Source organism: Achromobacter sp. Bel (genome assembly GCF_012928505.1).
Classification (GTDB): domain Bacteria; phylum Pseudomonadota; class Gammaproteobacteria; order Burkholderiales; family Burkholderiaceae_B; genus Achromobacter.
This window is the reverse complement of sequence record NZ_JABBJN010000002.1, coordinates 247,508-273,101: the sequence shown is the minus strand read 5'-3', so window position 1 is coordinate 273,101 and position 25,594 is coordinate 247,508. Positions and strand designations below refer to the sequence as shown.

General features: G+C 66.2%; 28 protein-coding genes. 14 read left to right on the top strand and 14 right to left on the bottom strand.

Going from position 1 to position 25,594, the window contains the following annotated elements; genetic code table 11:
• The first annotated feature begins 16 nt into the window (after nt 1-16).
• Nucleotides 17-853 (top strand): universal stress protein, encoded by an 837-nt coding sequence (locus tag HG262_RS02585; protein WP_169269542.1) that lies wholly within the window; start codon nt 17-19, stop codon nt 851-853.
• 6 nt (nt 854-859) lie between these two features.
• On the opposite strand, the gene HG262_RS02580 is transcribed toward HG262_RS02585, so the two are convergent.
• The 3 genes from HG262_RS02580 to HG262_RS02570 form a co-directional block, all read right to left on the bottom strand.
• Nucleotides 860-1,816 carry a 2-hydroxyacid dehydrogenase gene (locus tag HG262_RS02580; RefSeq protein WP_169269541.1) on the bottom strand — a complete coding sequence of 319 codons (957 nt, stop codon included), beginning with the start codon at nt 1,814-1,816 and terminating at the stop codon, nt 860-862.
• A gap of 150 nt (nt 1,817-1,966) precedes the next feature.
• On the bottom strand, nt 1,967-2,119 hold the full coding sequence (locus HG262_RS02575; protein WP_006222114.1) for a DUF3309 domain-containing protein: 153 nt from the start codon (nt 2,117-2,119) through the stop codon (nt 1,967-1,969).
• A 49-nt stretch (nt 2,120-2,168) separates the two neighbouring features.
• Entirely contained in the window at nt 2,169-2,330 is a 162-nt protein-coding gene (locus HG262_RS02570; protein ID WP_169269540.1) for a hypothetical protein, read from the bottom strand.
• 178 nt (nt 2,331-2,508) lie between these two features.
• Between HG262_RS02570 and HG262_RS02565 the strand changes: the two genes are divergently transcribed.
• On the top strand, nt 2,509-3,576 hold the full coding sequence (locus tag HG262_RS02565) for a DNA topoisomerase IB (RefSeq protein WP_169269539.1): 1,068 nt from the start codon (nt 2,509-2,511) through the stop codon (nt 3,574-3,576).
• Here the strand turns inward: HG262_RS02565 and HG262_RS02560 are convergent.
• Nucleotides 3,562-3,825, bottom strand: a complete 264-nt coding sequence (locus HG262_RS02560) for a hypothetical protein (RefSeq protein WP_169269538.1) — start codon at nt 3,823-3,825, stop codon at nt 3,562-3,564. The two genes, HG262_RS02565 and HG262_RS02560, sit on opposite strands and share 15 nt — an antisense overlap.
• Before the next feature lie 147 nt (nt 3,826-3,972).
• Here HG262_RS02560 and HG262_RS02555 point away from each other — a divergent pair, with 147 nt between their 5' ends.
• On the top strand, nt 3,973-4,305 hold the full coding sequence (locus HG262_RS02555) for a four-helix bundle copper-binding protein (RefSeq protein ID WP_169269537.1): 333 nt from the start codon (nt 3,973-3,975) through the stop codon (nt 4,303-4,305).
• Between the two features lie 76 nt (nt 4,306-4,381).
• The gene (locus tag HG262_RS02550) at nt 4,382-4,723 is read left to right on the top strand and encodes a DUF883 family protein (protein WP_169269536.1); all 342 of its coding nucleotides are present in this window, start codon (nt 4,382-4,384) and stop codon (nt 4,721-4,723) included.
• Nucleotides 4,724-4,750: 27 nt separating this feature from the next.
• Here the strand turns inward: HG262_RS02550 and HG262_RS02545 are convergent, their stop codons facing one another.
• Nucleotides 4,751-4,927: a CsbD family protein gene (locus HG262_RS02545; RefSeq protein ID WP_169269535.1), complete on the bottom strand. Its 177-nt coding sequence runs from the start codon at nt 4,925-4,927 to the stop codon at nt 4,751-4,753.
• 163 nt (nt 4,928-5,090) lie between these two features.
• Between HG262_RS02545 and HG262_RS02540 the strand changes: the two genes are divergently transcribed.
• Complete coding sequence (locus HG262_RS02540; protein WP_169269534.1) at nt 5,091-5,978, top strand: SDR family oxidoreductase; 888 nt, start codon at nt 5,091-5,093, stop codon at nt 5,976-5,978.
• Between the two features lie 4 nt (nt 5,979-5,982).
• Here the strand turns inward: HG262_RS02540 and HG262_RS02535 are convergent, their stop codons facing one another.
• The gene (locus HG262_RS02535) at nt 5,983-6,573 is read right to left on the bottom strand and encodes a hypothetical protein (RefSeq protein ID WP_169269533.1); all 591 of its coding nucleotides are present in this window, start codon (nt 6,571-6,573) and stop codon (nt 5,983-5,985) included.
• 132 nt (nt 6,574-6,705) lie between these two features.
• Here HG262_RS02535 and HG262_RS02530 point away from each other — a divergent pair, with 132 nt between their 5' ends.
• A complete protein-coding gene (locus HG262_RS02530; RefSeq protein ID WP_169269532.1) occupies nt 6,706-6,975 on the top strand; it encodes a hypothetical protein in 270 nt (89 codons plus the stop codon).
• A gap of 106 nt (nt 6,976-7,081) precedes the next feature.
• Nucleotides 7,082-7,327: a DUF378 domain-containing protein gene (locus HG262_RS02525; RefSeq protein ID WP_169269531.1), complete on the top strand. Its 246-nt coding sequence runs from the start codon at nt 7,082-7,084 to the stop codon at nt 7,325-7,327.
• Between the two features lie 16 nt (nt 7,328-7,343).
• On the opposite strand, the gene HG262_RS02520 is transcribed toward HG262_RS02525, so the two are convergent.
• Nucleotides 7,344-7,562: a hypothetical protein gene (locus HG262_RS02520; protein ID WP_169269530.1), complete on the bottom strand. Its 219-nt coding sequence runs from the start codon at nt 7,560-7,562 to the stop codon at nt 7,344-7,346.
• Between the two features lie 127 nt (nt 7,563-7,689).
• Between HG262_RS02520 and HG262_RS02515 the strand changes: the two genes are divergently transcribed.
• Entirely contained in the window at nt 7,690-8,058 is a 369-nt protein-coding gene (locus HG262_RS02515) for a hypothetical protein (protein WP_169269529.1), read from the top strand.
• A 50-nt stretch (nt 8,059-8,108) separates the two neighbouring features.
• On the opposite strand, the gene HG262_RS02510 is transcribed toward HG262_RS02515, so the two are convergent.
• Nucleotides 8,109-9,488: a sigma-54 dependent transcriptional regulator gene (locus HG262_RS02510; protein WP_169269528.1), complete on the bottom strand. Its 1,380-nt coding sequence runs from the start codon at nt 9,486-9,488 to the stop codon at nt 8,109-8,111.
• Between the two features lie 266 nt (nt 9,489-9,754).
• Between HG262_RS02510 and HG262_RS02505 the strand changes: the two genes are divergently transcribed.
• Together HG262_RS02505 and HG262_RS02500 are read left to right on the top strand one after the other, a co-directional pair.
• The gene (locus HG262_RS02505; protein ID WP_282436989.1) at nt 9,755-10,699 is read left to right on the top strand and encodes a sigma-54 dependent transcriptional regulator; all 945 of its coding nucleotides are present in this window, start codon (nt 9,755-9,757) and stop codon (nt 10,697-10,699) included.
• 145 nt (nt 10,700-10,844) lie between these two features.
• The gene (locus tag HG262_RS02500; RefSeq protein WP_169269527.1) at nt 10,845-12,299 is read left to right on the top strand and encodes an RNA polymerase factor sigma-54; all 1,455 of its coding nucleotides are present in this window, start codon (nt 10,845-10,847) and stop codon (nt 12,297-12,299) included.
• A gap of 95 nt (nt 12,300-12,394) precedes the next feature.
• Here HG262_RS02500 and HG262_RS02495 read toward each other — a convergent pair whose 3' ends face one another.
• From HG262_RS02495 to HG262_RS02485, 3 genes are all read right to left on the bottom strand, one after another.
• A complete protein-coding gene (locus HG262_RS02495) occupies nt 12,395-12,751 on the bottom strand; it encodes a hypothetical protein (protein ID WP_169269526.1) in 357 nt (118 codons plus the stop codon).
• A gap of 172 nt (nt 12,752-12,923) precedes the next feature.
• Nucleotides 12,924-15,929 carry a PAS domain S-box protein gene (locus HG262_RS02490; protein ID WP_169269525.1) on the bottom strand — a complete coding sequence of 1,002 codons (3,006 nt, stop codon included), beginning with the start codon at nt 15,927-15,929 and terminating at the stop codon, nt 12,924-12,926.
• A 72-nt stretch (nt 15,930-16,001) separates the two neighbouring features.
• On the bottom strand, nt 16,002-16,718 hold the full coding sequence (locus HG262_RS02485; protein ID WP_169269524.1) for a DUF2325 domain-containing protein: 717 nt from the start codon (nt 16,716-16,718) through the stop codon (nt 16,002-16,004).
• Between the two features lie 302 nt (nt 16,719-17,020).
• Here HG262_RS02485 and HG262_RS02480 point away from each other — a divergent pair, with 302 nt between their 5' ends.
• Nucleotides 17,021-17,338 (top strand): flagellar transcriptional regulator FlhD, encoded by a 318-nt coding sequence (locus HG262_RS02480; RefSeq protein ID WP_169269523.1) that lies wholly within the window; start codon nt 17,021-17,023, stop codon nt 17,336-17,338.
• Nucleotides 17,339-17,403: 65 nt separating this feature from the next.
• On the opposite strand, the gene HG262_RS02475 is transcribed toward HG262_RS02480, so the two are convergent.
• Nucleotides 17,404-18,681, bottom strand: coding sequence for an MFS transporter (locus HG262_RS02475; protein ID WP_169269522.1), 1,278 nt, complete (start codon nt 18,679-18,681; stop codon nt 17,404-17,406).
• Between the two features lie 106 nt (nt 18,682-18,787).
• Here HG262_RS02475 and HG262_RS02470 point away from each other — a divergent pair, with 106 nt between their 5' ends.
• Nucleotides 18,788-19,687, top strand: a complete 900-nt coding sequence (locus HG262_RS02470) for a LysR substrate-binding domain-containing protein (RefSeq protein WP_169269521.1) — start codon at nt 18,788-18,790, stop codon at nt 19,685-19,687.
• A 156-nt stretch (nt 19,688-19,843) separates the two neighbouring features.
• Complete coding sequence (locus HG262_RS02465; protein ID WP_348984356.1) at nt 19,844-21,499, top strand: mucoidy inhibitor MuiA family protein; 1,656 nt, start codon at nt 19,844-19,846, stop codon at nt 21,497-21,499.
• A 6-nt stretch (nt 21,500-21,505) separates the two neighbouring features.
• Here the strand turns inward: HG262_RS02465 and HG262_RS02460 are convergent, their stop codons facing one another.
• Both HG262_RS02460 and HG262_RS02455 read right to left on the bottom strand, forming a co-directional pair.
• Nucleotides 21,506-22,816 (bottom strand): ferric reductase-like transmembrane domain-containing protein, encoded by a 1,311-nt coding sequence (locus tag HG262_RS02460; RefSeq protein ID WP_169269520.1) that lies wholly within the window; start codon nt 22,814-22,816, stop codon nt 21,506-21,508.
• 140 nt (nt 22,817-22,956) lie between these two features.
• A complete protein-coding gene (locus tag HG262_RS02455) occupies nt 22,957-24,177 on the bottom strand; it encodes an EAL domain-containing response regulator (RefSeq protein ID WP_169269519.1) in 1,221 nt (406 codons plus the stop codon).
• Between the two features lie 282 nt (nt 24,178-24,459).
• Here HG262_RS02455 and HG262_RS02450 point away from each other — a divergent pair, with 282 nt between their 5' ends.
• The gene (locus HG262_RS02450) at nt 24,460-25,587 is read left to right on the top strand and encodes a 3-deoxy-7-phosphoheptulonate synthase (protein ID WP_211186923.1); all 1,128 of its coding nucleotides are present in this window, start codon (nt 24,460-24,462) and stop codon (nt 25,585-25,587) included.
• Nucleotides 25,588-25,594: the final 7 nt, after the last annotated feature.

Below are 25,594 nucleotides of genomic sequence, written 5' to 3'. Positions count from 1 at the left end.
GACTGAGGAGACCCGCATGTATCGCCGCATTGCCGTACACCTGGACCACGGATTCGACTGCAAACGCCGCACTGAGTTGGCGCTGGCGCTAGCCAAGCGTCACAAGGCCGAACTTGTCGGCATCTACGCCAGCGCCGCGCCGCCCCAGTACTATTACGGCGAATCCGTATTGATGTCCCGCACCCTGGATGTCATGAAGGAATTGCAGGCGCAGAACCGCGCCGCGGTGCAGAACGCATTCCTGGAAGCGGCGGCCGAAGCGGACGTTCCCGCCGTCGTGCGGGCCGGGGAAACCGCGCCCAGCGTGTGCGTGGCCTTGTACGCCCGCACCAGCGATCTCGTCATCGTCAGCCAGTTCAACCGCGACGATGTCGAAGCCGCCCACGAAGCCGAATTCGTCGAACAGATGCTCTTGACCGCCGGCCGCCCCGTGCTGGTACTGCCGTCCAGCGGCGATTTCTCCATGGTGGGCGACCGCGTGCTGTTCTGCTGGGACGGCAGCCGCGAGGCCGCGCGCGCCCTGGGCGACGCCACGCCGGCGCTGCGCCTGTCGACGCAGTTGGTTGCCCTGACCATGGACGAAGGCGGGGCCTCGCAGAAAGGCGAAACCGTGCCCTTCGAAGACCTGGCCACCTATTGCGTCGCCCAAGGCATGCCGGCGCCAGACCACGTCCGCCGCGACATCAAGGGCGTCGGCGTCGGCAGCACCATCCTGAATGCCGCCGCCGACCATAGCGCCGACATGATCGTGATGGGCGCCTACGGGCATAGCAAATTCCGCCAATGGGCGATGGGCGGCGCCACCGCCTCCATCCTGAAGAGCATGACCGTGCCGATCATGTTCTCGCACTGAACGCGGCTAGGCGGATTCGGCCAGCGCGTCCAGCACCGGCGTCAACACCGGCTTGCCACCAAAGTGCGCCGTGGCGTTCTCCAGGAACAGCGCCACGGTCGCCGCCACCGCCTCGGGGGAACGGCCCGCGCTGTGCGGCGTCAGCACCACGTTGTCGAGCCGCTTCAATGCGTCGGGGATCTGCGGTTCGCCGTCCACCACATCCAGCCCCGCGCCCGCGATGCGTTTTTCGGCCAATGCGGCAACCAGCGCGTCGGTATCCACTACGCTGCCGCGGGCGATGTTCACCAGGTAGCCGTCGGGGCCCAGCGCATCCAGCACGTCGGCATCCACCAGATGCCGGGTACCGGCGCCGCCTGGCGTGGCCACCACCAGGAAATCGGATGCCGCGGCCAATTCGCGCGGGCTGGCGAAATACGCATAACCGGATTCGGGCCGTACGCGCCGGTTGTAGTACCCCACGCTCATGCCGAACCCGTTAGCCCCACGCTTGGCGATTTCAAGCCCGATGGTGCCCAGGCCCAGGATGCCCAGGCGCTTGCCCGTCACTTGCGGCCCCATGAAACCGCTCCAATGCCCCTGCCGCACCCAGGCGTCGGCCTGTGGCAGATGCCGGGCGGCGCCCAGCAGCAATGCCATCGCGTGGTCGGCCACGGACACGGCGTTGGCGCCCGGGCCGTTCGTCACGACGATGCCGCGCGACGCCGCAGCGGCCAGATCAATGTTCTCGTAGCCTACCCCGAGCGAACAGACCAGTTCCAGTTTCGGCAAGGCGGCCATTTCATCGGCGCGCAGCCCCGTGGCGCCACGGGTCAGCACGATGCGGACCTCGCGGCCGTGGTCCTGGATGGCTTGCGCGCGGGCCTGCGCCGTGGGCGCGTACAGGGTTTGAAAACCGCGAGCTTGGATCTCGGGCAGGAAGTCCTGCACGCTGTCGATCAGAATCAATAAAGGAATGGTCATGGTGGCGTTGCCGGGTAGGCGGGTGTCTCTCGAAAAAGCGGGCAAATCTTACGCCGCGCCTCTCTCCCGCGCCACTCGCCGTCCGGCAGACGACCACTCCTTGCAACGATGGCCGGCCGCGCCGCCTGGCGCTCAGCCGGCCGTCGGGCGTTATATCCGTCCCATCAGCAGCATTACGATCAGCACGATCACGACAATGCCGAGCAAGCCGCTGGGATAGTAGCCCCAGCCCTTGCTGTGCGGCCACGCCGGCACGGCGCCAATAAGTAGCAGGATCAGAATGATCAGCAGAATGGTCGACATGATGACTCCTCGTCGTTATTGATTCGATTTTTCAAGCGGCTTGCGGGCATCAGCGCTTCGGGGGATCGATTTCCCTGATCGGCGGCGACAACGGCGGCAGATCCACTTCCGGCTCGTCGGTATCGGGCTCCACCGGCAGATCCCCGGGCGGCGATCCCGGCGGGATCGGATCGGGCTTGGGCGGCACGTGTAGCTGCATTGAGGCTTGCATGGCACTCTCCTGTAGGGATCCTTGCCGGAACGGGGGACCCGGCCCGCAACGATCGGTTCGCTGATGATGTTGCTGCCGACTGCCTCAGCAAGCGCCGTGCCCGGGCGTGCCGATCGCCGGTGATCGACGCGGTCTGGCACGGCGCTTGCGGGCGGCCGCCGACGCCCTTGGAGACAGCATGGACACCCCTGCATCGCACTTCGAGCCCGTAGCGCTGGTCTACGTGGAAGACACACAGCCGGGTTATCGCCGGGTGCGCGTGAACGGCAATACGTTCCACTATCTGGATACGCGCGGCAAACGCATCACGGACGCGGCGGAAATCGCCCGCATCCACGCGTTGGTGATCCCGCCGGCGTATGAAGACGTCTGGATCTGTCCCCTCCCCCACGGCCACCTGCAGGCGACCGGACGCGACGCACGCGGCCGTAAACAGTATCGCTATCACCCGGACTGGGCCGCATTGCGCGATGCGGACAAATATCAGAACCTGCTGGCGTTCGGCCAGGCCCTGCCCCGTATTCGGCGACAGGTGGACCGCCACATGCGCGCAACGGGATTGGCGCAGGACAAGGTGATCGCCACGTTGGTGCGGTTGCTGGAGACCACGCTGATCCGCATCGGCGCCCGCGAGTACGCCCGCTCGAACAAGTCGTATGGCCTCACGACGCTGAAACGGCGACATGCGACGGTCGCGGGCGAAGCCTTCCGGTTCCGGTTCCAGGGCAAGAGCGGCGTCTCCCACGATGTCACGGTGAAAGATCGCCGCGTCGCCCGCATCATCAAGCGCTGCCTGGAAATACCCGGGCAGCAGCTGTTCCAGTATCTGGATGAAGGCGGCGGCAAGCATCCCGTGGACTCCGGGGCGGTCAACGCCTATCTGCGCGCCGCCGGTGCGGGCGATTTCACGGCCAAGCACTACCGCACGTGGGCCGGCTCGGTCCTGGCGTATGCGGCGTTGCAGGCTCGGCCCTTCGAGAACGAGGCGCAGGCCAGGCAGGCCGTAGTGGACGTGGTCAAGCAGGTCTCCCAGCGCCTGGCCAACACGCCCGCCGTGTGCCGCGCCTGCTACATACACCCGGCCGTGCTGGAGGCCTATCTGGCGGGCGCCCTGCCGCCCAAGACCCGGGCGCCGGACGCGCCACGCGGCCTGGACGCGGATGAACGGCGCCTGCTGGCATTTCTGCGCGGCCTGCCCGGGGTGATCGACGGGCCGGCAACGGCGGGGGCATCAAAGAATGGATGAACGGGCGTTTTTTGCACGAGGCTGCGGGGCGGCGCCATCAGCCCAGTTCGATTCCGTTTGATTGTCAACGACCGCGCGCTGGTCGCGCGCCGCCTCGTCCGGGGTCGAGGCGTCTGGTTTCACCGGTTGTTTCGGCACATCGACGGGGCCGCGCGGGGGCAGTATCTTAGCGTTGGCCGGCGCGCCGGCTTGCACGGACGTGTCCGCTGGGCCGGAAGCGGTGGCGGTCGATCGGGAACGGGCTTTCATGGGTATCTCCTGCCAAATTCCGAATGTCCATCCTACGGCGGTCCGCCGGGATAAAGCACTGTCAGTACCTTCAAATTGCAAGCGGATGTGCCCGGCCCGGCCGGGCGCACCTTCGCTGGCCGCCACGGGAACTCACAAGGAGATGCAATGCGAGACCCCAACTTCGAGCAATGTGTGCAAGCCTGCTACGAATGCGCGGTGGCTTGCGATCAGTGCGCTGCGGCCAGCCTGGAGGTCAACGCCACCCGCATGAAACGTTGCATCAGCCTTGCCACGGACTGCGCCAGCGTGTGCCGGCTATGCGCCACCATGCTGGCGCGCAACGGCGAGTTTTCTACCGCGCTATGTACTTTGTGCGCGCTGGTTTGCGACGCATGCGCCCGCGCATGCACGGCGCACCAGGACATGGAACATTGCCAGGTATGCGCCGGCGCCTGCCTCGCCTGCACGCTGGCCTGCCAGGACATGCTCGAGGCCTAGCGCCTCGACACGCCACGCAGCCGTACGGGCCGGTCTGCGACGGCGAGTATCCCGCCCGACTGCCAGGAGCTTTGTGATGGCCTCTACGAACACCCCTCTGCCCTCCGACTTTCCCGAGAACGGCCCGGACAATCGTGGGTCGCGCAGGCGCGCGCGGCATCCGGAAAGCTGGATCGATGAGATCGAGGCGACGTTGCGCGACGCCGATCCGACGGATCTGGACGCGCTGAAGGCCCGCTTGTCGGACCAGTTGAATGCGACGCGCCGCAGCCTGCGCGACGCCTCCGAGAACGCCGGCGACCTGATGCGGGAAACCCTCGACTGCACCGAGGAGTACATTCACGCCCGGCCTTGGCAAGCCATCGGGCTAGTCGCCGGCGCGGCATTTCTTTTCGGCGTCGTCGTGGGCCGCCAATAGCCGCGCCAGCCGGGTTGCGGCCGGGCGTCAGCCCGGCTTTTGCGCCTTGTCCTTGGCGTCGCCGTAAGCCGCTTGCGTCTTGCCGGCCACTTTCTGCGCGGTCCCCTTCAATTCGGTCGATGCGCTGCCGGTCGCCTTGCCGGCGACTTCCTTCGCCTTGCCGACGGCCTCGTTGACTCTGCCCTTCACCTGGTCCTTGTTCATGGCTCTCTACCTTTTCATCGCGTGGTTGGGTTGGCGGGCGTTGGAAAGCGCCAGCCTGCCAGCCAGCAGCAAGCCGCGTGCCTAAACACCCGGCAGCGTCGGGAACAACATTTGCTTGCCTTGGCTTGAACGCGCCCTCCGCGCCTGACTCAAGGAGCCTCCGATGAGCAAAGCCCGCAGCGCCGGCACCGGCGATCGGCCGCATCCCACGCCGCCTATGCCGGATCAGCATCTTGAGAAACCGGGCAACGAAGCTGACATGGCACTCAAGCCCCAGTACCAGGCCCCTGGCTATCGGGGCAGCGCCAAACTGCAGGACATGGCCGCCATCGTCACCGGTGGAGACTCCGGCATCGGGCGCGCCGTCAGCGTCCTGTTCGCACGCGAAGGCGCCGACGTCGCCGTCGTGTATTTGAACGAGCACGAAGACGCCCAGGCGACCCGGCGCGCGGTTGAGGCCGAAGGCCGGCGCTGCCTGCTGATCGCCGGGGACGTGCAGGAAGCCGCCTTCTGCAAGGACGCAGTGGCGCGGGCCGTGAAAGCCTTCGGCAAGCTGGACGTTCTGGTGAACAACGCCGCCTACCAGCAGCACACCGATACGCTGACCGAGATCAGCGACGACAAGTGGGACAAGACGCTGCGCACCAACATCACCGCCTATTTCTACATGGCCCGAGCTGCGCTTGCGCATATGAAGGCCGGCGCGTCCATCATCAACACCGGCTCCGTGACCGGGTTGCGGGGCAGCGCCAAACTGCTGGACTATTCGTCCACCAAAGGCGCGATCCACGCCTTCACGCGCTCGCTGGCCGCGAACCTGGCGGGCCAGGGGATCCGCGTGAACGCGGTGGCCCCCGGCCCAGTCTGGACGCCGCTGAACCCGGCGGACCAAAGCCCGGAGGCGATCCGGGAATTCGGCAAGCACACCGACCTGGGGCGGCCCGCGCAACCGGAAGAAATTTCGCCCGCTTACGTCTTTCTGGCGTCCCCCGCATGCGCCAGTTACATCACCGGCATCGTGCTGCCCATTACGGGCAGCGCGGGCGACTGAATCTTCAATCGACGGACGTGGGCGCCTCGACATGCCTGGGCGGCGTCAAGGGGTCGAAATCCTCCCATTTGCCGTTCAGCCATCGGCCCTGCGCCCGCTCGATGTCGCGGCCGCCCGATTCGCGCAATACCTGCCGGGCCAGCGCCTCCTTGCCCACCGGCACATGCAGCGCCAGCATCACGCCCGCCGCGCGCACGGCGGGATGTATCTCTTCTACGCCAGTCGCGCCCTGGCGCTTGCGCTTATCCCGCCCCACGATCCACAGCGCGCCGGCCAAGGCGCCCAGGTACGCGCCCACGCCGGCAGCGGCGATAACGATCAGGATCGGCGCAGCCATTCTTGCCGCGATCAGGCCACCCAACAGCGCGAAGACCAGGCCCAGGGCCGATGCGCCCGCCACGGCCCCCACATGGCCGCCCTTGGCGTCCGGGTCCGCGACGCGGTCGCCGCCCAACGGAAAGCGCCCATGCTCACCCGCCGAATTGATATAGAACGTGTGGACGTCGTCTTCCGTGAAGCCTTCGGCGAAGAGTTTCTGCGCGGCGACGGTGGCTTGGTCGAATGTCTGGAAGCGTGCGGCGACAATCAAAGACATGACGATCTCCCGGATGGATGTGTCAATGGGTGCAGCAACTCGCATGCCCGTCGCAGGACGGCACGGCGCTTGCTATCGGTCTTGCGAAAGCCGCGCTTGCCTGCGCGTCGAACCCCTCCCTCGGAGACCGTTATGCCCCGCCCCCCTACCCCCGATTTCCTGGATCCCGACGACAGTGGCCGCCCGGACCTGGGACCCAGCGATTCTTCCGATTCGGCCAGCGATCTGCCGCCCGGGATGGCGCATTCCGACAGCGACTCCCAGGCGACCGGTGAGCGCGAGAGCGTCGAGCCCGACCCGCGTGACGATGACGGCAGCGATATCGCGCCGGACCGCGTGACCGGGGCTGATGAGGCCGGCGTCTCCCGCTCGGCGCCCAATCCGGAGCGCAATGGTGGGTGAGCCCGCTCCTGCGCACTTGCATCCTGCTCCGTTTGCGCCCGCAACCGCGGCGGCGCATGAGGACGACGGCGGCTTTCCGATCCGGGATGAAGTTTTTTCCACCGGGATGGCAGAATCTCCAGCAGGCGCCGAGCCCCGCGGCCGCGAACTGTCCTGGCTGGATTGGGTCGCGCTCATCGCCCTGGTGGCGGGCGGCCTGAATTGCGGCTTGATTGCCGCCGTCAACCTGGACGTGTTCGCCAAAATCCTGCCGCACGCGGCAGCCACCCGAGCCGCCCAAGGGCTGATCGGGTTGGCGGCGCTGCATTGTGTCGTGCTGCTGTTCCGGTGGGGCGGCGAGGCCCCTGACTAAGCGGGGTCGATCCTCTCTACTTGCCTTCGGGCCGCTTGCCGGGATACTGCCCGCCCTCTTCGTACTCCGGCCCCTTGGTGTTGGGCTTCTTGTCCGCCGGCCGCTTTGCGGGCTGCGTCGGCGTGCCGAAGCCGGGCTTGTCCGCACCGAACTGCCCGCTGCGGCGGGCCGCATCCGTCTCGTCGGTCGGCGTATTCGCCGCGGGCTTGGCCTTCTCTTCCGAGGGTTGCTTCATCTTGCTCTCCAGGTTGCCGATAGGTGGCGTATCCCGCGCAAGCGGCGTGCCCAGGCGCCGGGAACGCCGCTTGCTTGGCTTGCCGCAGGCCCGCCTCACACCGGGCCCTTACCCAAAGGAGTCAGTCATGAATCTGTCCAGAATCGTTTGCCCCGCCATCGCCCTGAGCCTGTCCGCCCTGGCGTTCCAGGCCTCCGCGCAAACCACGCCCGTACGAAGCAGCGAGCAGATCGACAATCAGTACAAGATGGATAAAAAGGCATGCGACGGGATGAAGGGCAATCAGAAGGACGTCTGCCAGCAGCAGGCCGAAGCGACCCGCGACAAAGCGAAGGCCGACGCCAAGGCAGGCAAGGAAAAAGCCGAAGCCAACCATGACGCGGCCAAGACGCGCAATGACGCCGACTACAAGGTGGGCAAGGAAAAGTGCGACGCAATGTCCGGCAACGCCAAGGACGCCTGCATGGCCGACCTGAAGACGCGCCACGGCAAGTAAACCGGCGCATCGGGACGCGCCTCTCCCGAGCCTCGGCCGGGAGAGGCCGCCTACCCCGCGTCGCGCGCGTCGCCCGGTCCGTCTTCTCCGGGCAGGACGTAACCGGCCGCGGCGTATTCCTCAAGCCGGTTATAGAGCGTCTTGGGGCTGATGCCCAGCATCGCCGCGGTTTGCTTCTTCACGCCATTGCAGCGCGCAAGCGTGGCCAATATCAGGCGACGATCGGCCTCCGCCAACGTTTCGCCGACCGGCACGCTGACCTGGCCGCCCGTCGCATCGCTGCTTGGCGAAACGTGCGGCGCCAGCATGTCGGCATTCAGGACGTCGCCATCCGCCATGATGAAGGCGCGCCGCACGAAGTTCTTGAGTTCGCGCACATTGCCCGGCCAGTCGTACTGCGCCAGGGCTTCGGCCGCTTGCGGCGAAAAAACCTTGTTCTTGCCCGTTTCCTGGTTCTGCGCCTGCAGGAACCGTTGGGCCAGGAAGAGGATGTCGTCGCCACGTTCGCGCAAGGGCGGCAGTTCGATCGGAAAGACGCTTAAGCGGTAGTACAGGTCTTCGCGCAGCTTGCCATCCTGCACCGCTTGCTCCGGATTGCGGTTGGTAGCGGCGACGATGCGGATGTCGCAACCGATTTCCCGGTTGGTGCCGACCCGCATGAACTGCCCGGTCTCAAGCACCCGCAACAATTTCACCTGCAGGTCCAGCGGCATCTCGGTGACCTCGTCCAGGAACAAGGTGCCGCCGTCCGCGCGTTCAAAATAGCCCTTGTGCTGGCGATCGGCGCCGGTGAAGCTGCCGCGTTCATGGCCGAACATCTCGCTTTCGATCAGATTAGGGGAAATCGCACCACAGTTGACGGCGATGAACGGGCGTTGGCGACGCGTGCTGAGCTCATGGATCGCGTGGGCGGCCAACTCTTTACCCGTGCCGCTTTCGCCGATCAGCAAGGTCGTGACGTTGGTGGGCGCTACCCGTCCGATCTGACGGTACAACGCCGTCATGCATTCGGAGGCGCCGTACAGTTTGCCGAAACGCCCGGCTTCCTCGAACGGCATGCCGGGCAGCTCGCCGCCCGCATTGGCCACGACCCGCGTCAGAATGCCATTCAGGCGTTCCATGCAGATGGGCTTGACCAGAAAATCGGTCGCGCCCAAACGCAAGGCCTGGACGGCGTAGTCGACCGAGCCATGGCCCGTCATCACCACGACTTCGGCACTGGCCGCGGCGACATTCTTGAAAATGTCCATTCCGTTGCCGCCAGGCAGCCGGACGTCGGTCAGCACCAGATCGGGCGCCTGCCGCTCCAGCTGTATCAATGCGTCCTTGACGCTGGCGGCCAGCGCCACCGAGAAGCCGCAGTCGCGGCCCATCTCGGCCAGTGTTTCCCGAATCGCGTCGTCATCGTCGACGATCAGCAGATGAGGCATAGCTTCTCCGTATGGGCGGTGCGCAGCCCGATGTCCGCGCCGCGCATTCTCATGGAAATGAGAATAGTCACTCTGGCGACGGCAGACGTAAACAATCGATACTGTCCACTAAAGTTTTCGAATACTTGCAACTGGTCGCATTCCTGCCTCTACCCGGCCACTACGATTAACCCATCGCGACAAGGCCCGGCGGGCCGAGGTAACAGCACATGGCAAACCGCACCACCACGGGGCGCGAGGATGCGATTGCGTCCTCCGCCCCTCTGATGGACGTGACCGGCCTGTCGCCGGTCATGCAAAAATTGGGCGCCCAATTGCAACTGGCGGCATCCACGGACGCCAGCGTTTTCATCGTGGGGGAAAGCGGCGCCGGTAAGGAAATCGTGGCGCGCGCGATCCATGAGGCCAGTGATCGGCGCGGCCATCCCTTCGTGGCCGTTAATTGCGGCGCCATCAGCGGCACATTAGCGCACGCCGAACTGTTCGGCCACGAGAAAGGCAGCTTCACCGGCGCCCTTGCCCAGAACGCGGGCTATTTCGAATACGCCAGCGGCGGCACGCTATTCCTGGACGAGGTGACCGAGATGCCGCCCGACATGCAGGTGCATTTCCTGCGTGTCCTGGAGGCTGGGACGTATCAGCGCGTAGGCGGATCCGACCTGCTGCGCGCCAATGTGCGCATCATCTGCGCCAGCAACCGGGACCCCGCGGCGTCAGTCGCCGACGGCCGGCTGCGCCAGGACTTCCTGCACCGCTTGCTGGTCATCCCGCTGCGGGTGCCGCCGCTTCGCGAACGCGGGGACGATGCGCGGATACTGGCGCACCGGTTCCTGGACACCTTGAACGCGCAGCATCGCACGCAGAAGACGTTCTCCAAGCAGATGCTGGAGGCGATCCAGCAACACGACTGGCCCGGCAATGTGCGTGAACTTCGCAACGTGGTGCAGCGCGCTTTCATCCTGTCGGACGCGCAGCTGGACACCGACCTGCTGGCGCGCGCCCCGGCCCGCCAGCGGACGGAAATGCGAGACGGCGCCCTCAGCTTCCCCGTCGGCATGCCATTGGGCCGCGCCCAGCGCGAGTTCATCCTGGCGACGCTGGCGCATCATGACGGCGACAAGCGCTTGGCCGCGGACACGTTGGGCGTCAGTCTGAAGACGCTGTACAACCGGCTGGACGTGTACGACAAGGAAAGCTTGGCGGACCGCTGAGCAGTTCTTACCGCCGGCTTGTAATAGCGCCTTCGCTTGCAGCCTCTCGCCTCCCCATACTCGCCCGCAAACCCGCCTGGCACGGAGTTTGCTTGAGTATCAAGGATGCGCCGCCTTCCGGCGGCTTCCTGGCAAGGAGATTCGATTGGGCCACCCTACGCAAGAATTGCGCCTGCGCCAGCAGATGACGCTGGCGCCCCGGCTGCAACAGTCCGTCAAGCTGCTGCAAATGTCGGCGCTTGAATTCACGACCGCGGTGGAGCACGCACTGGCCACCAATCCCTTTCTTGAAGACGGGGACGAACAAGACGCCGAGCAGGCGGAAATCGGGCCAGACGTCACACCCGCCGGCCGCGGCGAGCACGCCGACGCCCCCGCCGAACCCGCGGCCGCTGCCGACCGCGACGGTGAAGACGCCCCGCCGGACGCGCCCGCCTATTCCGGCGATTACCCCATGCCGTCGTCCGGCACCGGCGAAGGCAAGGACCTGGGGCAATGGGCCAGCGCATCGTTGTCGATGCGGGAACGCCTCTCCCTGGATCTGGGCAACTATCACCTGCAGCCGCGAGACCGGCTGCTGGCCGAATTCATCATTGACGCGCTGGACGACGACGGCTATTTGCGCGTGCCGCTCGGCAGCCTCTGCAACGCGGAACGGCCCGAATTCAACCCGCCGCCCGATGATGGAGAATGGACCGCTGCCCTGCGCCTGGTGCAGCAGTTGGACACGCCCGGGCTGGCCGCGCGCGACCTGACGGAATGCCTGACGCTGCAACTGACGGCCGCCCGGGCAGTCGACACCGGCACCCGGGACCTGGCGTTGCGCATCGTGCGCGAGCATCTGGACCGTCTGGGAAAAAACGATTGCATCGGACTGCGCCGCCTGCTGGAGTGTTCGGACGAAGCGCTGCGCGACGCGTGCGCGCTGATCCGCAGCCTGGACCCCAAACCCGGCGCCCGCTATAGCGCGGAAGCCCCCGTATACGTCGTGCCCGACGTTTTCGTGGACAAGTGGCGTGCGCGTTGGCGCGTCTTGCCCAACCGCAATGCGATGCCGCATGCGCGCCTGCACCGCACTTACGCCGACCTGTTCCGTCGCGCCCGCCTGGACGACCGCAGCCCCATGGCCCAAGAGCTGCAAGAAGCGCGTTGGCTGGTGCGCAACGTCGAGCAGCGCTACACGACCATCCAGCGCGTCGCCGAGGCCATCGTCAAGCGCCAGCAGACCTTCTTCGAGTATGGCGAGGTGGCGTTGCGGCCTTTGATGCTGCGCGAAGTCGCCGACGATCTGGACATGCATGAATCCACGGTGTCGCGCGCCACTGTCGGCAAGTATATGGTGACGCCTCGCGGTGTTTTCGAATTCCGCCACTTCTTTTCCCGCGAACTGGCAACCGAATCGGGCGGCTCGTGTTCGGCCGCGGCGGTCCGCGCGCTGATCAAGGAAATGGTCGACGCCGAAGACCCCGCCATGCCCTTGTCCGACGTGGCCCTGACTCAGCAACTGGCCGCCAGCGGCATCCTGCTGGCGCGCCGTACCGTGTCCAAGTATCGGGGGCAATTGCGGGTTCCGCCGGCGGAACTGCGCCGCCAGCACTAAGCCCGGGGCACATCGCGATACGTCGGCGGCTCGGCACGAACGCAAAGAAGGCTTCCCGAGGGAAGCCTTCTTCGTTGCTGCCTAGCTCGCGGCGGTTACTTCGAACCACCCGAATTCGGATATCCCGGAGGCGGCGCCGCGCCGGCCGCAGGCGTGCGCGGCACGTTGTCATTGGCCTCGCGAGGACGCTTCGGCGTTTCATCGGAATGCTTCTTGCCCGAAGACATGGTGCCGCTATGTTGCGTCGCGGGCGCGGTGGTACCTGTCGAGGGCGTCGCGTTGGGCGCGGGCGCCATCTGGCCCGCCGGCAAGGGACGGTTAGGCTGGGCGGCGGAGGCGTCGTTCGGCGTCGAAGACGGCGTGGTCGGGCTGGCCGACTGGGCCAGCGCCGCGCCGGCGGACGTCAAGCCCGTCAGCAGTACAAAAGCGCAAGTCATGGCACGGGTTTTCATAGTCAGGCTCCTTGGTTGGGTTGCACGGACCTGTACGCAAGCCCTGTTCCCGTCCCGAGCCAGCCGCTTTCCGCCCGGTTGCCCGACCAGGCCGCCGTCTCACGCGTCCAGACGGGTATTTTTTACCTACCTTTGCAACACTGGCATCCTGCCAAGCCGGCCCGCTCCGAACCTAAACCCCGCCATCCTGCCTCGCCTCCCCCGGCTCGGCCAACATGCGCTGCACGCGTTCACCCAGTACATCCAACGAGAATGGCTTCACGATCAGTTCCATGCCGTGTTCCAGGAACCCCCGGTCATGCGCGGCGCTTTCTGCGTAACCCGTCATCATCAGCACCTTCAACCCGGGATGTGCCGCCCGCGCGGCGTCCGCCAACTGTCGCCCATTCAGGGCGGGCAAGCCCACGTCCGTCACCAACAGATCGATATCGGCAGTGCTCAGCACCAGTTCCAATCCCGCCTCGCCATCCGCCGCGGTCAGTACCTGCATGCCGAGTTCGACCAGGCATTCGCGCACCATGTCCCGCACATTGGTGTCGTCTTCCACGAGCACCACGATGGACGGCTGCCCGGAGCCCGGCACCTGGCGCACGGCAGACTCCTGCCGCGCGATGGCATCCGGCGCGCCGTCGTACCGGGGCAAGAGCAGCCTGACGGTCGTGCCCTTGCCCACCGCGCTCTCCAGGGTCGCCACGCCGCCTGCCTGTTTGGCAAATCCATAGATCATCGACAGCCCCAGGCCGGTCCCTTCGCCCAGCGGCTTGGTGGTGAAGAACGGATCGAAGGCGTGGGCCAGCACGTCCGGCGCCATGCCGCAACCCACGTCCGAGACCGAGACCTCGACGAAGTCGCCCGGCGTCACCCCGGGGAACTGGCGCAGCAGCGCGGCATCCAATGATTGGTTCAGCGCGCCGACCGTCAACGCGCCACCATTGGGCATCGCATCGCACGCATTGATCACCAGATTCAGCAAGGCGTTCTCGAATTGGTTCTTGTCGCACCGGACCGTCCACAGCGCCGGCGCCAGATCAAACAGCAGATGCACGCGTTCGCCCGTGTAGCGATGGAACAGGTCGGCCATCGACTGCAGCGTGGACGCCACGCTGAAAGGCTTCGGGTCGATCGGCTGGCGCCGCGAAAAGGTCAGCAGCCGCTGCGTCAGGTGGGCGGCGCGGTTGGCGGAGTCCATGGCCACATTGATGAAGCGCTCGGCCTGCGCCGGCGTGCCGGCGTCGAGTTTGCGCTTGATCAGGTACAAGGCGCCCGTGATGCCCTGGAGCATATTGTTGAAGTCGTGCGCGATACCACCGGTCAACCGCCCTACCGCTTCCATCTTCTGCGACTGCCTCAATGCCTGCTCGGTCTCTCGCAGCATTTCGGTCTGCACCTTCATATCGGTATCGTCGCGGCCGGTCATGTACAGGCTGTCTTGCGACCACGACATGCTCCAGGTGATCCAACGATAGACGCCGTCGCGCCCCAGAAGCCGGTTCTCCATATGCCGCACGGCTTGGGCCGGATCCGCATGCGATGCCTGCGCCATCGCGGCGCGCGTGGCCGCCTGGTCATCAGGGTGCACCAGTTCGGCCAGCCCCATCGACAGGAATTGCTCGGAGCTCCAGCCCAGGATCGGCCGCACTGCGGGATTGACGCTGACGAAGCGCTCGTGCGCGTCGACGACGGCAAGCAGTTCTGGAGACAGCCGCCAGATGCGGTCGCGTTCGGCGATGGCGTCTTCGACGCGCTGCTCCAGCGTCCGCGCGTACTGCGACCGCTCGACAGCGCCACACATGCGTTCCGCCACTTCTTCGATAAACGCCAGATCACCGCCCTTGAGGCGGCTGCTGGCCTGGGGCCGCACCAACAGCGCGCCGCCATGCCGGCCCCAGCGACGCATCGGCACCACGATCGTGGATGGCCGGACATCGCCATCCTGATCCACCACCAGCGGCTGCAAATAGGCGGTGCGGCCATTGCGCAGCGCGGCCTTGAATTCTTCGCTCAATGGCTCGGCAATCAGCGGCTGCTCCGTGGATTGCTCGTTCCCGGACCGCCAACAGGTCGACAGCGCCAACGCCTCCGCCTCGTCGCCTGACCAGTCCGCCACCGCCACGAACCCAAGCGCCAGATGCTGGCCCAGCCCTTCGCAGGCAGCAAATTCGATCTCGGACTGAAGGTGCAGTTCCCGCATGCGGTCTCCCAGCGCCAACAGGAAATTCTTACGGTGCTGGCCGTCCCATAGCTCGGTCTCGGCCGTCTTGCGCGCCGTGACATCCAGGAACAGCGCCATCATGCGGTCGGTGCCGTCTTTGCGCGCCCGGGCCTCGTACCAAGCCTCCTTGGGCGCCGGCACGGCGAACTCGAACTGGGTCGGTTCGCCCGTTTCCACCACCTGGGCAAAGGCATCCATGATCTGGCTGGGCACCCCGGGAATCATTTCGCGCAGCGTATGGCCCAGGGTGTCGCCTTCCCGCATGCCGCTCTGGCGTTCAAAGGCCGGGTTCACCTCCAGAAACCGGAAGTCCACGATACGGCCATCGTCGTCCCGCAATGCCTCGCTTAAAAAGAAGGCCTCCTGCATGCCTTCGAACATGGCGCGCCACCGCGCGCCGCTATCGCGCAGCGCGGCGTCGGTCAGATGGCGCTCGATCGCCAGCGCGGCGCTGCGCGTCACCAGCGCAATGGCGTCGATATCGTCGGCGGACGGCGAGCGCACGGTGCTGTAGTAGTTGGAAAACACCCCCAGCAGACGCCCGTCAGGCGCCTTGATCGGCGTCGACCAGCACGCCCGCAGGCCATGCGTCGAGGCAAGCTCGCGCCAGCGTTCCCAAGCCGGATGCGTCGCGATGTCTTCCACGTACACGGCGGTTCCCGCATGCGCCGCCGAGCCCCACGACGCCATATGCGGTCCGATGGGCGTACGCTGCACCGCCACGTTGAAGGCCGACGGCAAGCTGGGCGCCGCGGCGTGCAGCAGGAACGTCCCGGTGTCGTCGATCAAGGCGATCGCCGTACGTAACTCCACGCTCGACTGCGCCTCGATGGCGTACAGCACATGCTCCAGGACATCCGGCAGCGGCATGCCTGCGGCAATGCGCTGCAGCATGATGCGTTCATCTTCCAGACGCGCCAGCGTATCCGTCCAAGGGAGCGCAACGCGATCTTGCTTCTTCAACATGTTTGCCCCTTTGCCAACACTCACTGTATTGCGGGGCGGCGCCGTTTTGCGGAAACGCTCGGTAACGCGACGCTACCGTTCCTGCTCGAACACCGGTTCGCCGTCCAGGCGCAAGGCGTTCAGCGCTTCGGGCTTATCGACCAACACGCACTGCTTGCCCGTACGGGTGCAATGATCCTTGACGCGCCAGTACGCCCCGTGGCTCACGCAGCCGGTCTGGCAAATAACGAGGTCGGCCGCGACCAGGCTGGCTTCAAGGGTCGCGCCGTCGGCATCGCCATCGCCGCTGTGCCCCAGGTACCGGCCCCCGGCCAGTTCCACGACCTTGCGCGTCAGCATCAGCGCCATGGCGTCTTCACCCACGCACAGCACGGACTTTTCGTGCAACGCGGCCGCGGCAACGGCCGGTCGGGGGATCGCGACATCCGCGACCCGCTCGACCGGACGGGCCCTCGCCTGGCTGGCCCGATCCTGCCAGGCCAGCCGTTCGCGCATCAGGCACTGGATGCGCTCCATCAGCTGTGTGACCCGGCGCGCCAGCACCATCCTCTTGGGCAAGCCCGGTATCGATCCTTCCAATGCACGGTGGTCTTCCCGCGCCCAAGCCAGCGCCGTATCGCGTTGGATGACCGCCGCGCGCAACCGCATGGCCTCGGCTTCCAGATACAGGATCCGTGCCGCCTGCGCGCTGAGCAATTGGCTGCAATGCGATTGCGCCTGCCCGTAGGCGGCAAGCAGCGCCGCATGTTCACGCTGCAGCGTCTGGCGGTCCAGGGAAGAGGATGTCATTACAGGCCTCGGAATGAAACAGTCGCCGGGCGGCCGCGTGCGGGCAGTGCCCCGGCGACGCGCCACTTGGCGTCCGCGCCATTATAAATGAGAATGCGTCGTTTTTAGAAAACAACGTAACGCCCGCCGCGTGCACAGGGAAATCCATAACTGACGCGCCCGGCCCGCTTAAATATGATCGACAGACTGTACCGGCACGCAAGCCCCTTCCGGGCCTGGAATAGGCGTTCCCACGAGGACGCCACGCGCCCTCCCGCATCGGCGGCGGCCGACGCGCGGAATTAACGAAGTCAGGATGCCCGATGCCGAAATCCATCGAACTTCTGCGCGATATCCACGAGACCAATCTGCTGTATCTGCTGCTGCTGCAGCGCTTGGCACGCACTGGCAACGCCACGGCCATGCCGGGACTGCAACTCTCGCAGCATGCCTGTCAGTGGCTGGCCGCCCTTTCCCCCGACGATCTCGTCAAGATGTCGCGATGCAGCGTGCTGTTGGCGCAGCTGGATCTTGCGCCGCACCTGCTGCTGTCGGCGCTTAGCCAAGGCATCGATGCCACCCTGGCCGCTCGTGCCGCCGTCGCCTCGCCGCCCGAACCCCACACGGTCGGGATGCCCTAGCCTTGCGCGGACGGCACCGCGTCATGCCCGGCCGGAGTTCGAGCCGGCCTTCGCATGCCCGGCGATCAGGGAGTTTCCGCGATTATCCCGGTTCCACGCTTCATACCGCCACTGGTCCGCCACGCCAGCCCCGCACTGATAAGCAGCGCAAGGGCCAAGAGGCCGCCCGCCATTGCTGCAACGCCGGGCCATTGGCGGGAAGCCCAGAAATGGCCGCCCCACGAACCCAGCACGCTTGAGCCCACGTAGTAGACCAACAGGTACAGCGACGCGGCCAGCGCCTTATAGCCGCGCGCCATTTGCCCGACCCAGCCGCTGGCCACCGCGTGCGCGGCAAAAAAGCCGAATGTGAACAGGACGATTCCGGCGATCAGGACGGGCAGCCAATCCGACAGCGTCAGCAGCAAGCCCCCCAAGGCCAGCCCCGTCGCGGCGCACAGCATGGCGCCGCGGCCATGGCGGTCGGCCAGCCGGCCGAAGAACGTCGACGCGAAGATTCCCACCAGGTATACGACGAAGATGAAGCCGATGAACGTCTGGCTAAGCGAGAACGGCGGCAGCAACAGCCGGAAGCCCACATAGTTGTAGAGGGTGACGAATGCGCCCATCAACAGTCCGCCCATCGCGAACAGCGCGCACAGCGGGCCGTTCTTCAGATGCGCGCCGACGCCTGCGCGCACGTCCGACGCCACGCCCGCCCAGCCCCGCCCGCGTTGCGCCGTGAAGCGGCGCGAGGCCGGCAGCAGCCAGACGAACAGCACGGCGGCGACGACGCCCAGCAAGCCCAGCGTGCCCATCGCCGCCCGCCACCCGAAATGGTCGGACACCAGCCCGGTGATGACGCGGCCGGACAGCCCGCCGAACGCGCTGCCGCTGATGTACAGGCCCATGACGAAGCCCAGGGTATCCGGTTCGACCTCTTCGGCCAGGTAGGCCATCGCCACCGCCGGCACGCCGCCCATCGCGATGCCCTGCAGCGCGCGCAGCGCGAGCAGGCTGTGCCAGTCCGGCGCCACCGCCGCTATCGTGCCCAGCACCGCCGACGCGAAGAGCGACCAGGCCATTACCCGCTTGCGCGGCAGGGCCTGCGACAACAGGCCGACGAAGAAGATGGCCACGGCCAGCAGGCCGGTGCATAGCGACAAGACCAGGCTGCTTTGCGCGGGCGATACGCCGAACGCCTGGGTGAACATCGGCATCAGCGGCTGCACGCAGTACAGCAGGGAAAAGGTGGAAAAGCCGGCGGCGAACAACGCCCATTGGGCGCGGCGCAGCCCTGGCGTGCCCCGCGCAAGATAGCCGGTCGGGGACGGGGATGAGGGAATGGCGGAGGGGGTAGACATCAGGATTCTCGGCATGGCATCGGGCGTGCGGCCCGTGTCATCAAGGTAGACTTTTCCCCTGCATATGTCCAATATATGAAACCTGCATAGTCCATACTTTAAATCGATGGAACTCCGTCACCTGCGTTACTTCACGGCCGTCGCCGAAGAACTGCACTTCACCCGTGCGGCCGCGCGGTTGGGGCTCGGGCAGCCGCCGCTCAGCCAGCAGATCCAGCAGTTGGAGCGCGAAATCGGCACGCCGCTGTTCCTGCGGCTGCCTCGCGGCATCGAAATGACCGAGGCGGGCGCGCAGTTCCTGGAGGATGCCCGCGCCATCCTCGCCAGCGCAGACCGGGCCATCGACACCGCCCGCCGCCTTGGCCGCGGAGAACGCGGCGCCGTCACCGTCGGATTCACCGCGTCGGCCGTCTTCCACCCCTACCTGCCGCGCGCCATCCGCGCCTTCCGCGACCGCTATCCTGACGTGCGCGTCACGCTCACGGAAGGCAACACCGTGTCCTTGCTGCGCGGCATGCGGCTGGGCGAGGTGGATGTGGCGTTCGTGCGGCCTCCCTACGTGCTGGACGCGGAATTCGAATCCGAGCGCGTGCTGGACGAACCCATGCTGGTCGCGCTGCCGCCCGATCATCCCTTGAGCCGCCTCCCCAGCGTGCCGATCGCGGCGCTTGCCGACGAGGATTTCGTGCTGTATCCACGCCCCATCGGCGCCGGCTTGTACGACGCCATCCAATCCGCCTGCCAACGGGCGGGCTTCGCTCCACGCGTGATCCAGGAGGCGCCGCAAATGGCGTCCATCGTCAGCCTCGTCGCCGCCGGCGTTGGCATCTCGGTGGTGCCGGCGGCCATGCGCCACATGGGCGCCGAAGGCATCGAGTACCGCCCCATCGAAGGCGACGCCCCGCACGCCTTACTGGACATGGCCTACCGGCGCCGCGACCGCTCGATCGCGGCCGTCAACGCCGTCGACATGCTGCGCCGGCTCGCTCACCCCGACCGCCCCTGAAGTGCCCGCGCGCCGCAGCGCGGTATTGCCCTGTCGCTTTTGTCATCTTCTGTAAAGCCGTGCCAGGAGACGCAGAGTAAATTGTCGCGCTATCGGTGATCCGTCCCTGAACCGGGCCGCAGCCTTACCGACTTCAACCTTCCTACAGGTGACTTAGTGCGACGTACTCTTCTGGCCCTGGCCATCGCAACGATTCCCGGCCTGGGCGCGGCCGCCGGGCTGGCTTCTTCCATTGGCGCGGTGACGGTCTATCAGGACCGCGCCGTGGTGACCCGGTCCGCCAGCAGCGAACTTGCGGCAGGCGAACACGAATTGGTGCTTGAGAACCTGCCCGTCTCTCTGCAGGAAAATTCCCTGCAAGTCTCGGCCAAAAGCACTGGCCAGGCCTCGTTGCTGGACGTCAAGGTGCGCGACGCCTTCCAGGCCGATACCGCCAACGAACGGGTCCGCGCGCTGCAAGAGCAACTGCGCAAACTGGAGGCCCAGCAAGCCGAACTGGACGATGAAGCCGCTGTGCTGGACAACCAGCGCGAGTTGGTCCTGATGATGCAGCGCGGCGCCACCGAGCCCGCGAAAGAAGGCGCCCGCCTGACCCTGGACGAGCTGAAGGCGATCCAGGCGCTCAGCGCCGACAGCCTGGGCAAGACGCTGGCCAGCCTGCGTCAGGTCGCCGAACGCAAGGCTGCGCTGGAACGCGAAATAGACGCGCTCCAAAACCAATTGAACGTTCTGCAAGGCCAGTTGAGCCGCCGCAGCAAAACGGTCACGCTGCGTGTGAACCTTGCCCGCGCGGGCAAGGTGGACCTGGCCGTGTCGTATGCCGTGGGCGGCGCCCGCTGGACGCCCGCCTACGACGCGCGTTTGCGCCCGGCGGACCGTACGGTCGACCTGGGCTACTTCGGCGTCATCAACCAGAACACCGGCGAAGACTGGAAGAACGTCAAGCTGACGCTATCCACCGCGCGGCCTTCGCTGGGCGGCGGCGCCCCGCCCCTGCAGCCGTGGATCATCGATGTCGCCCCTCCGCCCCCGCCTCCTCCCCCGCCCCGTCCCACGGCCGCGCCGGCCCCGATCAGCAGCGAGATGTCGATGAAACGCTCGCGCCCCGCACCGATGAGCCAGGCCTACGCCGATGCCGCCATGGCCGAACCGGTGGCCGAAGCGATGGAGGTGTCCACGGCGCAGATGCAGAACGCCGCCACCAGCGCCTCGTTCCAGATCAAGAACCCGGCCACCGTGGCATCGGACAATTCGTCGCAGCGCGTGGCAATCGCGACCGCCAAGCTGCCGGCCACGCTGCAATACCAGTCCACGCCCGCGCTGCGCGAGGCCGCCTTCCTGACCGCGCTGGCCAGCAACAATACCGACTTCCCGTTCCTGGCCGGTCCGCTGAACACCTTCCTGGACGACGCGTTCGTGGCATCCAGCCGCATCAAGGCCGTCATGCCGGGCGAAAAGGTCGAATTGGCCATGGGCGCGGACGATGGCATCTCCATCAAACGCCAACTGGTGAACCGCTACACGGAAGGCACGGGTTTTTCGGGCAGCGGCAAGCGCGTGACTTATGAATACAAGATCACGGTGAAGAACAACAAGGCCACCAAAGAGCAGATCGTGTTCAAGGACCGCTTGCCGGTCTCGCGCAACGAGAAGATCGTGGTCAAGCTGCTGTCGCCCGCGGACCGCGACATCAAGCGCGAAGAAGACGGCAAGCTGGCATGGGAATGGGAGCTTGAGCCGGGCAAATCGCGCGAGACGGTGCTGAAGTTCTCGGTGGATTACCCTGGCGACATCGAGGTGTCCGGCATCTAACGGGGCTTAGCGCATTTGGAATATTTCCTGGTGGAATAGCTGGCGCACGGGCATGCCGCGCCGGTGCAGCCCCTCTTTCAGGGCGTCGGCGAACCGGGTCGGTCCGCAAAACCAGACCTGGGGCCAGGGGGCCCCGCGGACATGCTCAGCAAGCAAGTCCGCGGCGGTCAACGGCCGCTGCACATCGCTGAACCTCGTATGCAACGTGACCCGAGGAACCTGTGCGCAAAGCGCCTTCAGCGTGTCGGCAAAAGGCGCGTCGGCCGCATTGCGTGCGCAGTAATACAGCGTGGCCCGCGGCGCACGATCAGGTTCGCTGCGCAACGCTTCCAGCCAGGCGATGAATGGCGTCACGCCGATGCCCGCAGCCACCCAGATCTGCGGACGGCCATCGTCGCGCTGAAGGTCGAAGCAGCCATAAGGCCCCTCCACCGTCACCGCCTGCCCCACCTTCAGGCGGGTTTGCAGGCGCCGCGTGTAATCGCCCAGGGCCTTGATCGAAAACCGGACGCGTCCCGTGCCATCGTCGGCGCCCGATACCGTGAACGGGTGCGCGCCTTCACGGCGGTCGGCCGTCAGGAAAGCGAACTGGCCGGCACGATGGCGCCATTCGCCTTCGACCTTACAGGTAAGCGACAGGATATCGTCCGACAGAGGATCGACAGACAGCACCGTCCCTCTGTGCCGTCGGGCGCGGCCGATGTTTCCGGTCAGCGCCAGGACGGCACAGACGCTGCCCACCGCCGTGGCCAGGGCCACGAGCCATCCCGCGGGTTGCCACCACCATGCGGCAGGCGTCAGGACCACGCCATGGAACGCGGCCACCAGAAACAAGACGGCGGCGATGCGGTGAACCTGGCGCCACAGGTGGTAGGGAAACCGTCGCCATAGCGTAAGCACCACCACGGCCACCAGGATCCAGACCGCCCATTCCCCAATGTCTTTGGCGGAGCCGCGGAACACGTCCAGCCACGCGCCTGCGCGCGGCGTCTTGGTTGCCGGGTCGAACGCCATGAGCAGCAGCGGCTTGCCTATCTTGATCAAGTAATGCGCCGCGGCAAGCGCGGTCGCCAGGATGCCGCTCCACTTGTGCAACCGATACATCTTGTCCAGGCCGCCCATCTGGGACTCGATCCATTGCGGACGCACCGCCAGCAACATGATCAGCGCCATCAACGCGTAAGCGGCCAGCCCCGTCAACAGGATGAGCTGGTCGCGTAAGGTCCAGATGGTGAGCCCGGCAGGCGGATGGGTCCAGACCGTGCCTGCCCAGGCCAGCAGGCACAAGAGCAGGACGGCCCCAAGCGTGCGTCGCATCGATTCCTTCCTCCTGGGAAAGCCCGAACAAAGCACCCATGGTAGCCCGTGCAGGCAATGAATTCGATGCGCCGCGCCCCGAGGTTGATCCCGATCAATGTCGCCGGACGTCCCCTTGAACCGTCGATTCGCCTTTGCCGTCAGTGCCGGCGGCAGAATTCGACGAACGCGTCGACGTCCAGGGGAACGGACAGGCCGTAGCCCTGCGCAACGTCGCAGCCCAACTCACGCAGCAGCTGCACATCGCGGTCCTGCTCGACGCCTTCGGCCACCACGCGCCGCCCCAGCACGCGGCCCATCTCGATCGCCGCAGCCACCACGGCGCGCGACGCCGCTTCCCGGTGCATGTGCACGATAAAGTCGCGATCAATCTTGAGTTCGGTGAACGGCATGGCGGAAAACAGCCGCATCGACGCGATGCCCGCGCCGAAATCGTCCATCGCCAGTTCAAAGCCCCGCACCCGCAGCAGGTTCAAGACGGACGACAGCGCCAGCCAATCGTTGACGGGCTCGTCCTCGGTCAGTTCGATCTTCACCAGCCGGGCCGGCAGCCCCGCCTGCGCCACCCGCTTTTCCAGCAGCGTGGGCAGGTCCCGCGAGCACAGCGTGGACGACGAGGCGTTGATGGCGACGGGCACCGCGATGTCCTCGGCGTGCATGCGCTGCAAGACCTCGATGACGCGGTCCACCACCCGCAGGAACAGCATCCGGTCCATGCCCAGGCGATGCGCGGCGGGCACGAAGTCGGCTGCGGAAATCGGCCCCAATTCGGGATGGTCCCAGCGGGACAGCGCTTCGGCCGCCAGCACCTCGCCGGTGACCAGGCTCATCTGCGGTTGCAGCACGACGCTCATGCCCACACCGGTGATCAGGGCGCGCCCCAGCTCGGCCTCGATCACGTCGCGCCGGACCGACTGCTGGCGGGGCGAGATGACATCGTCGGTGGATAGCAGCGCGGTCGTGATCGCCTGCTGCATCGATGTGCGCGATACGGGTTTGGACAACGCCTGCGCCGACGGGCAGCCCGCCTGCAGGGCCAGCCGAACATGCGACTGCAGCAGCTCGTCGCTAAGGCTGCTGATCCAGATGATGGGTGGCATGGCTTTCAGCCGCCCGACGTCGACCAGACGCCGCAGCTCGTTGGGCAGATGGGTGCCGTCGCCGTCGCCCATGACGATGTCGCTGATCACCAGGTCGTAGAATTGGCGGCCGAGCGCGCCGACGGCTTCGGTGCTGCTTCCCACGCCTGCGACACGGCGATAACCCAGCGCCAGCAGCATGTTCTGCAGGTAAGCCCGCTCGACGGGATGGTCTTCGACCAGAAGAATTCGTCGAGCGGCTCCGGCGTCGGTTTTAGGCATTACGTTCCGTCCTAGCTTATAGGGCGGGCCTTTGCAGGCGGCCGCTTGAAATCCCTGGACTCCATCCTACGATATCTGAAGGCGATATGTCGTCAACGGCAATGGGTTAATGCCAATTCCATGCCGATAGGCGTAGGTTTGGGAGCGTCTTGCGCCGATAGGCCCGGCCCGATGTCCGCCCGCAACGCCCGCCTCGGCCAGACGGGCGCCACCACTCGGCGCATCCTGGCGCCGCCGGTGCGATAATGGCTGTCTTTACGCATCTACGGCACGGAGCATCCCTTGACCCGCATTGACGACCCCCAGCACGACCGCGAGGTCGGCACGGCCGACTCGACCCAGGACAACACGCGCACCGACGACACGCGCATCAGCGCCGTGCGTCCGCTGATTTCGCCCGCGCTGCTCCAGGACGAACTGCCTGTTTCCCCGGCCATCCAGACGCTGGTCGAAGAAAGCCGCGCCCAGATCGCCGACGTCCTGCATGGCCGCGACGACCGCCTGCTGATCGTGGTCGGCCCCTGCTCCATCCACGATCACGGCCAGGCGATGGAATACGCCCGCCAGTTGCGCGCCGCCGTGGACAAGCACAAGAATGACCTCCTGATCGTCATGCGTGTCTATTTCGAAAAGCCCCGCACCACCGTCGGCTGGAAGGGCTACATCAATGACCCGCGTCTGGACGGCAGCTTCCGCATCAACGAAGGCCTGCGCCGCGCCCGCGAACTGCTGCTGGACATCAGCGGTCTGGGCCTGCCCATCGCCACCGAATTCCTGGACCTGCTCAGCCCGCAATACATCGCGGACCTGATCGCCTGGGGCGCCATCGGCGCGCGCACCACCGAAAGCCCCAGCCACCGTCAATTGAGCTCGGGCTTGAGCTGCCCGCTCGGCTTCAAGAACGGCACCGACGGCGGCGTGCAGATCGCGGCCGACGCCATGGTGGCGGCCAGTGCCAAACACGCCTTCATGGGCATGACCAAGATGGGCATGGCGGCCATTTTCGAGACGCGCGGTAACCAGGACACTCACGTGATCCTGCGCGGCGGCAAGCAAGGCCCCAATTACGACGCCGCCAGCGTGGACGCCTGTTGCGCCGCTCTGCGCGCCGCCGGCCAGCGCGAGCAGGTCATGATCGACTGCTCGCACGCCAACTCCAACAAATCGCACCTGCGCCAGATCGACGTGGCCAACGACATCGCTGCGCAGCTCGCCCAAGGCGACGCCCGCATCACCGGCGTCATGATCGAAAGCCACCTTGAAGAAGGCCGCCAGGACCTGAAACCCGGCCAGCCGCTGCGCCGTGGCGTGTCGATCACCGACGCCTGCCTGGGCTGGACCCAGACGGAACCGGTGCTGGACACTCTGGCGCTCGCCGTGCGCGCGCGCCGCGAAAAAGCCGCGGCCTGAGCCTGCG

What these genes read in the sequence shown, in the direction of transcription:
- HG262_RS02585 (WP_169269542.1), top strand. Translation starts at nt 17, where the DNA reads ATGTATCGCCGCATTGCCGTACACCTGGACCACGGATTCGACTGCAAA.
- HG262_RS02580 (WP_169269541.1), bottom strand. Translation starts at nt 1,816, where the DNA reads ATGACCATTCCTTTATTGATTCTGATCGACAGCGTGCAGGACTTCCTG.
- HG262_RS02575 (WP_006222114.1), bottom strand. Translation starts at nt 2,119, where the DNA reads ATGTCGACCATTCTGCTGATCATTCTGATCCTGCTACTTATTGGCGCC.
- HG262_RS02570 (WP_169269540.1), bottom strand. Translation starts at nt 2,330, where the DNA reads ATGCAAGCCTCAATGCAGCTACACGTGCCGCCCAAGCCCGATCCGATC.
- HG262_RS02565 (WP_169269539.1), top strand. Translation starts at nt 2,509, where the DNA reads ATGGACACCCCTGCATCGCACTTCGAGCCCGTAGCGCTGGTCTACGTG.
- HG262_RS02560 (WP_169269538.1), bottom strand. Translation starts at nt 3,825, where the DNA reads ATGAAAGCCCGTTCCCGATCGACCGCCACCGCTTCCGGCCCAGCGGAC.
- HG262_RS02555 (WP_169269537.1), top strand. Translation starts at nt 3,973, where the DNA reads ATGCGAGACCCCAACTTCGAGCAATGTGTGCAAGCCTGCTACGAATGC.
- HG262_RS02550 (WP_169269536.1), top strand. Translation starts at nt 4,382, where the DNA reads ATGGCCTCTACGAACACCCCTCTGCCCTCCGACTTTCCCGAGAACGGC.
- HG262_RS02545 (WP_169269535.1), bottom strand. Translation starts at nt 4,927, where the DNA reads ATGAACAAGGACCAGGTGAAGGGCAGAGTCAACGAGGCCGTCGGCAAG.
- HG262_RS02540 (WP_169269534.1), top strand. Translation starts at nt 5,091, where the DNA reads ATGAGCAAAGCCCGCAGCGCCGGCACCGGCGATCGGCCGCATCCCACG.
- HG262_RS02535 (WP_169269533.1), bottom strand. Translation starts at nt 6,573, where the DNA reads ATGTCTTTGATTGTCGCCGCACGCTTCCAGACATTCGACCAAGCCACC.
- HG262_RS02530 (WP_169269532.1), top strand. Translation starts at nt 6,706, where the DNA reads ATGCCCCGCCCCCCTACCCCCGATTTCCTGGATCCCGACGACAGTGGC.
- HG262_RS02525 (WP_169269531.1), top strand. Translation starts at nt 7,082, where the DNA reads ATGGCAGAATCTCCAGCAGGCGCCGAGCCCCGCGGCCGCGAACTGTCC.
- HG262_RS02520 (WP_169269530.1), bottom strand. Translation starts at nt 7,562, where the DNA reads ATGAAGCAACCCTCGGAAGAGAAGGCCAAGCCCGCGGCGAATACGCCG.
- HG262_RS02515 (WP_169269529.1), top strand. Translation starts at nt 7,690, where the DNA reads ATGAATCTGTCCAGAATCGTTTGCCCCGCCATCGCCCTGAGCCTGTCC.
- HG262_RS02510 (WP_169269528.1), bottom strand. Translation starts at nt 9,488, where the DNA reads ATGCCTCATCTGCTGATCGTCGACGATGACGACGCGATTCGGGAAACA.
- HG262_RS02505 (WP_282436989.1), top strand. Translation starts at nt 9,755, where the DNA reads ATGGACGTGACCGGCCTGTCGCCGGTCATGCAAAAATTGGGCGCCCAA.
- HG262_RS02495 (WP_169269526.1), bottom strand. Translation starts at nt 12,751, where the DNA reads ATGAAAACCCGTGCCATGACTTGCGCTTTTGTACTGCTGACGGGCTTG.
- HG262_RS02490 (WP_169269525.1), bottom strand. Translation starts at nt 15,929, where the DNA reads ATGTTGAAGAAGCAAGATCGCGTTGCGCTCCCTTGGACGGATACGCTG.
- HG262_RS02485 (WP_169269524.1), bottom strand. Translation starts at nt 16,718, where the DNA reads ATGACATCCTCTTCCCTGGACCGCCAGACGCTGCAGCGTGAACATGCG.
- HG262_RS02480 (WP_169269523.1), top strand. Translation starts at nt 17,021, where the DNA reads ATGCCGAAATCCATCGAACTTCTGCGCGATATCCACGAGACCAATCTG.
- HG262_RS02475 (WP_169269522.1), bottom strand. Translation starts at nt 18,681, where the DNA reads ATGTCTACCCCCTCCGCCATTCCCTCATCCCCGTCCCCGACCGGCTAT.
- HG262_RS02470 (WP_169269521.1), top strand. Translation starts at nt 18,788, where the DNA reads ATGGAACTCCGTCACCTGCGTTACTTCACGGCCGTCGCCGAAGAACTG.
- HG262_RS02460 (WP_169269520.1), bottom strand. Translation starts at nt 22,816, where the DNA reads ATGCGACGCACGCTTGGGGCCGTCCTGCTCTTGTGCCTGCTGGCCTGG.
- HG262_RS02455 (WP_169269519.1), bottom strand. Translation starts at nt 24,177, where the DNA reads ATGCCTAAAACCGACGCCGGAGCCGCTCGACGAATTCTTCTGGTCGAA.